The organism is Pedococcus sp. NPDC057267 (assembly GCF_042668795.1).
Taxonomy (GTDB): Bacteria; Actinomycetota; Actinomycetes; order Actinomycetales; family Dermatophilaceae; genus Pedococcus.
In genome coordinates this window covers 1-9,759 of the sequence record NZ_JBHUYG010000131.1, presented here as the reverse complement: position 1 = coordinate 9,759, position 9,759 = coordinate 1, and the positions used below count along the sequence as shown (strand labels likewise).

General features: G+C 72.3%; 8 protein-coding genes. 6 read left to right on the top strand and 2 right to left on the bottom strand.

The features are described from left to right. The first annotated feature begins 160 nt into the window (after positions 1-160). The 4 genes from rbfA (at position 161) to ACFUC1_RS19120 (ending at position 4,589) form a co-directional block, all read left to right on the top strand. Entirely contained in the window at positions 161-700 is a 540-nt protein-coding gene (gene rbfA, locus ACFUC1_RS19135; RefSeq protein WP_379122647.1) for a 30S ribosome-binding factor RbfA, read from the top strand. Next, positions 687-1,613: a tRNA pseudouridine(55) synthase TruB gene (truB, locus tag ACFUC1_RS19130; protein WP_379122646.1), complete on the top strand. Its 927-nt coding sequence runs from the start codon at positions 687-689 to the stop codon at positions 1,611-1,613. Before rbfA ends, truB begins: the two co-directional genes overlap by 14 nt. A gap of 10 nt (positions 1,614-1,623) precedes the next feature. After that, positions 1,624-2,583 carry a bifunctional riboflavin kinase/FAD synthetase gene (locus ACFUC1_RS19125; RefSeq protein WP_379122644.1) on the top strand — a complete coding sequence of 320 codons (960 nt, stop codon included), beginning with the start codon at positions 1,624-1,626 and terminating at the stop codon, positions 2,581-2,583. Positions 2,584-2,732: 149 nt separating this feature from the next. Next, positions 2,733-4,589: an AMP-dependent synthetase/ligase gene (locus tag ACFUC1_RS19120; RefSeq protein ID WP_379122642.1), complete on the top strand. Its 1,857-nt coding sequence runs from the start codon at positions 2,733-2,735 to the stop codon at positions 4,587-4,589. Here the strand turns inward: ACFUC1_RS19120 and ACFUC1_RS19115 are convergent. Next, a complete protein-coding gene (locus tag ACFUC1_RS19115) occupies positions 4,577-5,185 on the bottom strand; it encodes a protein-L-isoaspartate O-methyltransferase (RefSeq protein WP_379122640.1) in 609 nt (202 codons plus the stop codon). The two genes, ACFUC1_RS19120 and ACFUC1_RS19115, sit on opposite strands and share 13 nt — an antisense overlap. A gap of 143 nt (positions 5,186-5,328) precedes the next feature. Here ACFUC1_RS19115 and ACFUC1_RS19110 point away from each other — a divergent pair, with 143 nt between their 5' ends. Then, entirely contained in the window at positions 5,329-6,477 is a 1,149-nt protein-coding gene (locus tag ACFUC1_RS19110; protein WP_379122638.1) for an alpha/beta hydrolase, read from the top strand. Positions 6,478-6,549: 72 nt separating this feature from the next. Here ACFUC1_RS19110 and ACFUC1_RS19105 read toward each other — a convergent pair whose 3' ends face one another. Then, entirely contained in the window at positions 6,550-7,386 is an 837-nt protein-coding gene (locus ACFUC1_RS19105) for an SGNH/GDSL hydrolase family protein (RefSeq protein WP_379122636.1), read from the bottom strand. A 334-nt stretch (positions 7,387-7,720) separates the two neighbouring features. Between ACFUC1_RS19105 and ACFUC1_RS19100 the strand changes: the two genes are divergently transcribed. Then, positions 7,721-9,733: a TIGR03960 family B12-binding radical SAM protein gene (locus ACFUC1_RS19100; protein WP_379122634.1), complete on the top strand. Its 2,013-nt coding sequence runs from the start codon at positions 7,721-7,723 to the stop codon at positions 9,731-9,733. The last annotated feature ends 26 nt before the right edge of the window (positions 9,734-9,759 follow it).

Below are 9,759 nucleotides of genomic sequence, written 5' to 3'. Positions count from 1 at the left end.
GGGGGTGTTTCAACGACCTCCTGCTGGGCGACCTCAGCGCGACGTACGACTTGCGGGAGACGCCGCGCGCGTGTGCGCGGTCCCGCACCGGGTGCCGGTTTCCCGCGGGCTCGCGCGGGCGGCATACCGTCACCCACGACCCCACTGACCAGGAGGAGCCATGGCCGACGCCGGACGTGCCCGCAGGATCGCCGACCGGATCAAGACGCTGGTCGCGGCGAACGTCGAGTCGATCGTCAAGGACCCCGACCTCGGCTTCGTCACCATCACCGACGTGCGGGTCACCAACGACCTGCAGCACGCCTCGGTCTTCTACACCGTCTTCGGTGACGAGGCGCAGCGCACGCGCACCGCGGAGCTGCTGGAGAAGAACAAGGGCCGGCTGCGCTCGTTCGTCGGCAGGCAGATCCAGATCCGGCTCACGCCGACGCTGGAGTTCATCGCCGACGCCATCCCCGAGTCCGCGGCCCACCTCGAGGACCTGCTGCGCGAGGCCAAGGAGCGCGACGCCGCCGTGGCGGCCGCCGCGGCCGGGGCGACGTACGCCGGCGACGCCGACCCGTACAAGCACGACGAGGACGACGAGCTCGACGACGACGGCCTCGACACGAAGGACGACCGCGACGCGGCGGGCCACGTCACGGGGGACCACGACGAGCCCGTGGGCGAGCGGGGCGACGGCGCGGATGCCCGCGCCTGACGGCCTCCTGGTCGTCGACAAGCCGCAGGGCTGGACGAGCCACGACGTCGTCGGCCGTGCCCGGCGCATCTGCGGCACCCGCAAGGTGGGGCACGCGGGCACGCTCGACCCGATGGCCACGGGCGTGCTCGTGCTGGGCATCGGCCGCGCGACCCGGCTGCTGACCTTCCTCGTCGGGTGCGACAAGGACTACGCCGCGACGATCCGGCTGGGGCAGTCGACGCTGACCGACGACGCCGAGGGCGAGGTCACCGCGTCCACGCCGGTGGACGCCGCGTCCGGTGTCGACGACGCCGCGGTGGACGCGGCGGTCGCCCGGCTCACCGGTGACATCGAGCAGGTCCCGAGCGCCGTCTCCGCCATCAAGGTCAAGGGCGAGCGTGCGTACCACCGGGTGCGGGCGGGGGAGGACGTCGACCTGCCGGCGCGTCCCGTCACCGTCTCGCGGTTCGAGGTGGTCGCCCGGCGCGCTGGGGTCGCCGACGACGGGACCCCCGTGCTCGACCTCGACGTCGAGGTGACGGTCAGCTCCGGCACCTACGTGCGCGCCCTGGCCCGCGACCTCGGGTCCGCGCTCGGCGTGGGCGGTCACCTCACCGCGCTGCGCCGCACCCGGGTGGGGGCGTTCGAGCTCGGCCGGGCGCACGACCTCGAGTCGCTCACCGCGCTCGGGGACCCCGAGCAGGTGCCGGTGCTGCCGCTGGCCGAGGCCGCCCGCGCGCAGTTCGCGGTGCACGAGCTCACCGAGGCCGAGGCCCGCGCGCTGGGGTACGGCCAGCGCGTCGACTCGGCGACACCGTTGCGCCCGGAGCCCGTCGCCGCCTTCGGACCCGACGGGCGCCTGGTCGCCATGCTCGATGAGTCGGGTCACAAAGCACGCCCACACGTCGTGTTCGCACCGGCCGGTTCGTAGAGTGTCCCCCGTGCACCGCTGGACCGACCCCGACCAGACCCCCGCGCACCTGCGGCCCTCTGTCGCCACCTTCGGCAACTTCGACGGGGTCCACCTCGGGCACCGCGCCGTCCTCGGCCGGCTCGTCGAGGAGGGGGCCGCTCGAGGCGTGCCCAGCGTCGCGGTGACGTTCGAGCCGCACCCTGCGACGATCTTCCACCCCGACTCCGTCGAGCTCATCGCACCGGGCCGGCTGCGAGACGAGCTGCTCGCGACCACCGGGATCGACGGGCTGCTCGTCCTCGACTTCACGCGCGAGTTCGCCGACCAGACGCCCGAGGAGTTCATCGTCTCGACGTTCGTGCAGACCCTCGGCGTCAAGGCCCTCGTCGTGGGCGCCGACGCGCGCGGCTTCGGCAAGGGCTACACCGGCGACGTGGACCTGCTGGCCGAGCTCGGCCGCCAGCACGGGTTCGACGTCATCGTGCTCGACGACCTGGGGGACGGCGAGCGCTGGTCCTCCAGCGCCGTGCGCCGCCACCTCGACGCCGGCGAGGTCGCACAGGCCGCGTCGGTCCTCGGCCGGCCGCACCGCATGACCGGCACCGTCGTCCACGGCGCGCACCGCGGACGCGAGCTGGGCTACCCGACCGCCAACCTCTCGGACGACTCCCTGGGCCTCGTGCCGGCCGACGGCGTGTATGCCGGGTGGCTCACCCGGGTGGGCCGGCCCGCCGAGGACCTTGAGCGGACCCTGCCGGCGGCGATCTCGGTCGGCACCAACCCCACGTTCGACGGCGTCGTGCGGACCGTGGAGGCCTACGTCCTCGACCGCACCGACCTCGACCTCTACGGCGAGGAGGTCACCCTGGAGTTCGTCGAGCGGATCCGCCCGACCCTGCGGTTCGACTCCGTCGAGGAGCTGCTCGAGGCGATGGCCGGCGACGTCGAGACCTGCCGCCGGGTGCTGGGCACGATCGTCCCCTCCTGACCCGGGAACTGCCTTCGGGCAGCGTGGAATGGCCGTTCGGTCACATTCACCCGTGATTTCGCCCTCGAGGTGCGCGACCATGGCACTATCCCTCGGAAGTTGCCACCCCGGGCAGCGACCCCCATGCAGTTCCCGAGCCGAGGACGGTCATGTCGACTCCCACCCTCCACCACACCCCGTCCGCCTCCACGGAGACGGTCGACGAGCGCCTGATCGAGAACCGTGCGCGGTCGGTCGGCCACCTCTTCCGCGACCGCGTGGCCGCGACGCCGGACTCCGAGGCGTTCCGGTTCGCCGTCGGCGAGACGTGGGAGGGCGTCACCTGGTCCGAGGTGCAGCAGACGGCCTACCGGCTGGCTGCCGGCCTCATCGCCCTCGGCGTCGGTCCGGAGGACCGCGTGGCGATCGCCTCCTCGACCCGGTACGAGTGGGCGCTGGCCGACCTGGCCGTGATGTGCTCCGGTGGCGCGACCACGACGATCTACCCGACGACGATCGCCCCCGACGTGGCGTACATACTCGCCAACTCCGGCAGCGTCGTCGTCTTCGCCGAGGACGACGAGCAGGTCACCAAGCTCTGGGAGCGCCGGGTCGACCTGCCCGGCCTCGCCCGCGTCATCACCTTCGACGGCGCGTCGGACGGCGAGTGGGTGCTCAGCCTGCGCCAGCTCGAGCAGATGGGCGCCGAGCTCCTCGCGACGAACCCCGGCGCGGTCGACGAGCGCATCGACGCCCTCACGCCCGACCAGCTCGCCACCATCATCTACACCTCCGGCACGACCGGCCGGCCCAAGGGAGTGCGCCTCGACCACAACGCGTGGACCTACCAGGCGGCCGCCACCGACGCGATCGGCATCCTGAGCCCGTCCGACCTGCAGTACCTGTGGCTGCCGCTGGCCCACGTCTTCGGCAAGTTCCTGCTGACCCTGCCGCTGCAGTGCGGCTTCCCGACGGCCATCGACGGCCGGATCGACAAGATCGTCGACAACCTGGCCGTGGTGCAGCCGACCTTCATGGGGGCGGCCCCCCGCATCTTCGAGAAGGCGTACGCGCGCATCACGATGATGATGAAGGCCGAGGGCGGCCTGAAGGAGAAGTTGTTCAAGTGGTCGGTGAGCGTCGGCCGCGACGTCGCCGCCATGCGGGCCCGCGGCGAGGAGCCGACCGGCATGCTCGCCACCAAGATCGGCCTGGCCGACAAGCTCGTCCTGCACAAGGTGCGTGAGCGCTTCGGCGGACGCATCCGGTTCTTCATCTCGGGGTCGGCGGCCCTCAACACGGACGTCGCGCACTGGTTCGACTCCATCGGCCTGACCATCCTCGAGGGCTACGGCCTCACCGAGACCAGCGCCGCCTCCTTCGTGAACCGCCCCGGCAGCAACCGGATCGGCACCGTCGGCTGGGCGCTGCCCGGCACCGAGGCACGGATCGCCGAGGACGGCGAGGTGCTGCTGCGCGGTCCCGGCGTGATGGAGGGCTACCACAACAAGCCCGAGGACACGGCCGAGGCGAAGGACGCCGACGGCTGGATGCACACCGGCGACATCGGCGAGCTCGACGCCAACGGGTACCTCAAGATCACCGACCGCAAGAAGGACTTCTTCAAGACCTCCGGCGGCAAGTACGTCGCGCCCTCGCTCATCGAGTCGACCTTCAAGGGCCTGTGCCCGTACGTCAGCCAGTTCGTCGTCTACGGCGCCGACCACAACTTCGTGACGGCCCTGGTCACCCTCGACGCCGACGCGATCGCCGACTGGGCCGACGGGCACGGCATCTCCGGTGACTACCGGACGATCGTCACGTCCCCGCAGGCCCGCGAGATGGTGCAGATGTACGTCGACACCCTCAACGTGAACCTCAACCGCTGGGAGCAGATCAAGAAGTTCGTCGTCCTCGACCACGACCTGACCGTCGAGGCCGGCGAGCTCACCCCGAGCCTGAAGGTGCGGCGCAAGGTCGTCAACGAGAAGTACGGCGACGTCCTCGACGCGCTCTACACGGGCTGACCCCACCTGCCGTCGACCGACGGGCCGGTGACGAGGGGCACGAAGCGGTACCACCCGTGCTCCTCGACCACCGGCCCGTCGTCGTCTGTCCGCACGCGCAGCATCCGTCCCGCCACCGGCACGACCATGACGCCACCGGGGGCGAGCTGGGCGAGGAGGTCGCGTGGCAGCTCGACCGCCTGGGCCGACACCAGCACGCGGTCGTAGGGAGCCCCCTCCGGCCAGCCCAACCGGTCGCGCCGCGCCTGGTGGACCCGGGCGCTGCCGACACCCGCCCGCTGCAGGTTGGCGGCCCCGAACTCCACGAGCTGCGGCACGAGCTCGACCCCCTCCACCGAGCCGGCCGCGCCGGCGAGGTGTGCCAGCAGCGCCGTCGTCCACCCCGACCCGCACCCCACGTCGAGCACCCGGTTCCCCGGCTGCACGTCGAGCAGCTCGAGCATCTGCCGGACGGTGGTCGGCTGGCTGTTGGTCTGGCCGTGGCCGATGGGGAGCGGCTCGTCCCGGTCCGCGTGGGCCACCTGGTCCGGGGGCAGGAACAACCGGCGGGGCACCGCCTCGAGCGCCGCCGCGACGCGCGTGCGCGCACCGGACACCCCGCCAGTATGCCGCCGGCACGGCCGGGTGCCCCGTCCTCAACGAACTCCCAGCATCGCTCCAGCCCGCCTGCAGGCATCCGCGCGATGCTCGGACTGGACAGGGCTGCCGCCGCAGCTGCCCTGGGAGGAGGAAGGACGTCGTGCCGCTGCTCGGCTGGCCGCTGCTGTTGACCCTCGCGATCGTCGTGGGGGTCGCCATGGCCCTTGCCGTGCTGCTGTGGTCGCGGGTGAGGGGTCCGCGCCATGCCCGCCTGGCGCAGCGCGTCGGCCTGCTGGCGTTCACCCAGGTCACCACGGTGCTCCTCGTGGCGGCCGCCCTCAACAACTACGGCTACTTCTACGGGTCGTGGTCCGACCTGTTCGGCACGCCGTCGGCGGGAGCCCCGAGCCAGACCACGATCTCCCTCGCGCTCGCTGCGCACGGTCGCCCGGCCCCCGCGCCGCTGGCGGTCACGAGGGACCCCACCGTGGCGGGCCAGTCGGCGTGGTCGGCACCGGTCCAGTGGCGGACCAAGGGGCGGATCGAGTCCCTGACGATCTACGGTGCGCACAGCAGGCTCAGCGAGCAGGCCCTGGTGTACCTCCCGCCGCAGTACTTCCAGGCTGCCTTCGCCCGGAGCCGGTTCCCCGCGGTCGAGGTCTTCACGGGCTACCCCGGCACCACGAGCAGCCTCGTCCAGCGCCTGCACTACCCCGACGTCCTCCTCAAGGAGATCTCGGCACGACGGTCGCGGCCCATGGTGCTCGTGATGCTGCGGCCCACCGTGGCGCCCCCGCGTGACACCGAGTGCACGGACGTGCCGGCGGGCCCGCAGACGCTCACCTACTTCGCCGAGGACGTCCCGCGGGCGATCTCGTCGCGGCTCCGGGTCGGGGGGACCGGCTGGGGCGCGATGGGCGACTCGACCGGCGGGTACTGCGCGACCAAGCTCGCCCTGACCCACTCGAGCGTCTTCCCGGCGGCAGCCTCCCTGTCCGGCTACTACCACACGCTGCGGGACGGGACCACGGGAGACCTCTGGGGCGGGTCGCCCGTGGTGCGGCAGCTCAACGACCCCGAGTGGCTGCTGCGCCACCAGCCGGCACCTCCGGTCTCGGTGTACGCCACGGTCGGCGCGGACGAGCGCGGCCACACGGGGGTGGGCGACACCAGGACGTTCGCCTCGCTGGTGCGGCCGCCGATGTCCGTGACCACGGTGGTGCTGCCGGGCGGTGGCCACAACTTCGCGTCGTGGTCCCGGGTGATACCTGCGGCCCTCGACTTCCTCTCCCACCACCTGGCCACCTGAGCCCGGCGTCTTGCGCGCAGCACGGCGGCTGCCGCCGTCGGCTGCGGCGACCAGCAGTTCGGGGGCCGGCGGTCAGCTGGCGGGTTGGGGCGTCTCGGAGAGCAACGCCTTGGCGATGAGCGTGTGCCCGGCCGCGTCGGGGTGGTCGCCGTCCTCGGCGAGGAGGGACGTGGGGTTGTTGGTGCCGTCGGCGCCGAGGAAGGGGTGGTACAGGTCCACGCACACGTCGCCCGCGGACTGCGCCTCGGTGCAGATCGCTGCGTTGGCGGCCACGGTCACGCCGTCGCTCCAGCCGGCGAACCCGGGCCCTTCCTTGGAGTCGGCGACGTCGCCGTCCTCGAAGACGTTCCAGTAGTCGGTCACGAGGACCTGGGTGCTGTCGGGCACGAGGGAGTGGATGCGGGACAGCACCTGGGCGACGGCCTGCCTCATCTGGGCGACGGCCGGCTGGACGCACGACGTGTCGCAGCCGCCGTCCGACCAGGTGGAGACGAGCGGAAGGAGGTCGTTGGCGCCGATGGTCACCACCACCGTCCCGGCCGAGGCAACCTCGGCGGCCACGCCCGGCTCGGAGAGCTGGTCGACGAGCTGCGCCGCGGTCAGGCCGCTCTCGCCGAGGTTGGACGGGGACACGGCGCGGTGGTCCCGCGTGGCGAGCATCGACGCATACTGCGCGAGGAAGGGCTGGCACGCGCAGGCTGCGCCGGACATGACCGAGTCGCCGAGCCCGACGAGGCGCAGGGTCGGAAGCGGGGCCGCGCCGGTCGTCGTGGGGCTGGGGGAGGCGCTGCCGGTCGGAGCGGTCGTGGTCGTGGGCGCTGTCGCGCCGGGCGGCCGGGTCGGGGACGCGGTGCCGTAGGCCCCGCCCATGCAGCCCGCGAGGACCATGGCGAGCACGACGCCCAGCACGGCGGGGAGGGTGCGGTGGTGGCCCGCCCGCAGGCCCACCGTCAGGTGCCTGCCGGGGTCGTGGTCCAGCCCTGGTGCGTCCTGCCCGTGGGACGCGTGACGTGGCCCGCCGCACGGGTGGGGGACGGAGGGGCTGCGGGCAGGCCCGGGGCGACGAGCCGGACGGTTGACTGGCGCACGGGGGTGGACGCTAGCGCCGCTTGCTGAGGCTTCTCTGTGAGGTCGATCAGCGCACAGTGGGCCCAGGAGCGCGGCGCTGCGCGTGTCGGCATGCCCTCGAGCCCGGATCCGGCGTTTCGGGGTGGGCGCCACCCCCGGTTACCCTTGTCGGACCATGACTTCGACCCCCGGTGCCTCCGTCTTCCCCCTGCTCGAGCCGCTGCTCGAGCAGGTGAGCAAGCCCATCCAGTACGTCGGCGGGGAGCTCAACTCCACCGTCAAGGACTGGAACGTCGGCGGCCACGGCCCCGGCGGCGAGGAGCTCACCACGCGCTGGGCGCTGATGTACCCCGACGCCTACGAGGTCGGCGTGCCCAACCAGGGCGTCATGATCCTCTACGAAGTGCTCAACGAGCGCGAGGACGCCCTTGCCGAGCGCACGTATGCCGTGTGGCCGGACCTCGAGCGCCTCATGCGCGAGCACGACGTCCCGCAGTTCACCGTCGACGGCCACCGCTCGGTGCGTGACTTCGACGTGCTCGGGCTGTCGTTCTCCACCGAGCTCGGCTACACCAACATGCTGACCGCGCTCGACCTCGCCGGCATCCCGCTGCACGCGCAGGACCGCACCGACGAGGACCCGCTGGTCATCGCCGGTGGACACGCGGCATTCAACCCCGAGCCCATCGCCGACTTCCTCGACGCCGCCATCGTCGGTGACGGGGAGGAGGCCGTCCTGGCCGTCACCGACCTCATCGGCGACTGGAAGGCGGAGGGTATGCCGGGTGGCCGGCGCGAGCTGCTGCTGCGCCTGGCCCGCACCGGCGGGGTCTACGTGCCGTCGCTGTACGACGTCTCCTACCTCCCGGACGGACGCATCCAGCGGGTCGCCCCGCGGGCCGACGTGACCGGCGTGCCGTGGCGGGTGTCGAAGCACACCGTCATGGACCTCGACGCCTGGCCGTACCCGAAGCAGCCCCTGGTCCCGCTGGCGGAGTCGGTGCACGAGCGGATGTCGGTCGAGATCTTCCGCGGCTGCACCCGCGGCTGCCGCTTCTGCCAGGCCGGCATGATCACGCGCCCCGTGCGGGAGCGAAGCATCACCGGCATCGGCGAGATGGTCGAGCGCGGGCTGGCCGCCACCGGCTTCGAGGAGGTCGGGCTGCTCTCGCTGAGCTCGGCGGACCACTCCGAGATCGCCGACATCACCAAGGGTCTGGCCGACCGGTACGACGGCACGCAGACCGGGCTGTCACTGCCGTCGACCCGGGTCGACGCGTTCAACATCGACCTCGCCAACGAGCTGACCCGCAACGGCCGGCGCTCGGGCCTGACCTTCGCGCCCGAGGGCGGCAGCGAGCGGATCCGCAAGGTCATCAACAAGATGGTGACCGAGGACGACCTCATCAACACCGTCGCCGCGGCCTACGGCGCCGGCTGGCGGCAGGTCAAGCTCTACTTCATGTGCGGCCTCCCGACCGAGACCGACGAGGACGTGCTGCAGATCGCCGAGCTCGCCAAGCGGGTCATCGAGACCGGCCGGCGGGTCAGCGGGCGGCGGGACATCCGGTGCACCGTCTCGATCGGCGGGTTCGTGCCCAAGCCGCACACCCCGTTCCAGTGGTGCGCCCAGCTCGGCGCGGAGGAGACCGACGCCCGGCTGGAGAAGCTGAGGGACGCGATCCGGTCCGACAAGCGCTACGGCAGCTCCATCGGCTTCCGGTACCACGACGGCAAGCCGGGCATCGTCGAGGGCCTGCTCTCTCGTGGCGACCGACGCGTCGGCCGCGTCATCGAGCAGGTCTGGCGCGACGGCGGCCGGTTCGACGGCTGGAGCGAGCACTTCTCCTACGAGCGCTGGATGTCGGCGGCGCAGACGGCATTCGCCGACCTGCCGTGGGACCTCGACGTCGACTGGTACACCACGCGCGAGCGCGGCGAGACCGAGGTCCTGCCCTGGGACCACATCGACTCCGGGCTGGACAAGGAGTGGCTCTGGGCCGACTGGCAGGACGCCCTCGACGAGACCGAGGTCGACGACTGCCGCTGGACCCCGTGCTTCGACTGCGGCGTCTGCCCCCAGATGGGCACCGAGATCGAGATCGGGCCCACCGGCAAGACCCTGCTGCCCCTCACCGTGCTGGGGTCCGGCCGCGAGGCCATGCTCGCGAGCGCCCACCAGCACTGACCGACGCGGTGCCGCCGGGTCGGGAT

Coding starts and splice junctions, on each gene's coding strand:
- ACFUC1_RS19100 (WP_379122634.1), top strand. CDS start 7,721: ATGACTTCGACCCCCGGTGCCTCCGTCTTCCCCCTGCTCGAGCCGCTG.
- ACFUC1_RS19120 (WP_379122642.1), top strand. CDS start 2,733: ATGTCGACTCCCACCCTCCACCACACCCCGTCCGCCTCCACGGAGACG.
- rbfA (WP_379122647.1), top strand. CDS start 161: ATGGCCGACGCCGGACGTGCCCGCAGGATCGCCGACCGGATCAAGACG.
- truB (WP_379122646.1), top strand. CDS start 687: ATGCCCGCGCCTGACGGCCTCCTGGTCGTCGACAAGCCGCAGGGCTGG.